The organism is Endozoicomonas atrinae (genome assembly GCF_001647025.1).
In the GTDB taxonomy this organism is placed as follows: domain Bacteria; phylum Pseudomonadota; class Gammaproteobacteria; order Pseudomonadales; family Endozoicomonadaceae; genus Endozoicomonas; species Endozoicomonas atrinae.
The window spans coordinates 1-313 of record NZ_LUKQ02000846.1 but is presented as its reverse complement, the minus strand read 5'-3'; the positions used below and the strand labels follow the sequence as shown (position 1 = coordinate 313).

Here is a 313-nt window from a genome sequence, read left to right as displayed (position 1 = left end):
GGGTCATCCCGGTGGCGGATGTCAAGCTCAAGGAGCACTGCAAAGCCCTCGGTATTACGGGTTACTCCAAGCTGAAAAAGGATGATCTGAAACAAGCGATCTTAGAGGTGGCTCCGGATACCCGCTTCTGGGATGAGGTAGTGGCCGAAGTGGAAGCAGCCGCCACGGTGCTGTCGGAAAACGACATGGATCTGTGTCGTGGGGTGATGGCTTCGGTGCAAAACCACGACAAAGCCTCCAAGGCGTTTTCTAAAGGGGTTGCTGAACGGTCTATCTACTGGGAGGACGCTGAAACCGGGTTGTTGTGCCGTGG

General features: G+C 55.6%; 1 protein-coding gene. It reads left to right on the top strand.

Annotated elements, in window-relative coordinates; genetic code table 11:
* Positions 1-313 (top strand): Rho termination factor N-terminal domain-containing protein (locus AK963_RS30825; RefSeq protein WP_238593922.1); only part of this gene is annotated, 313 nt, incomplete at both ends.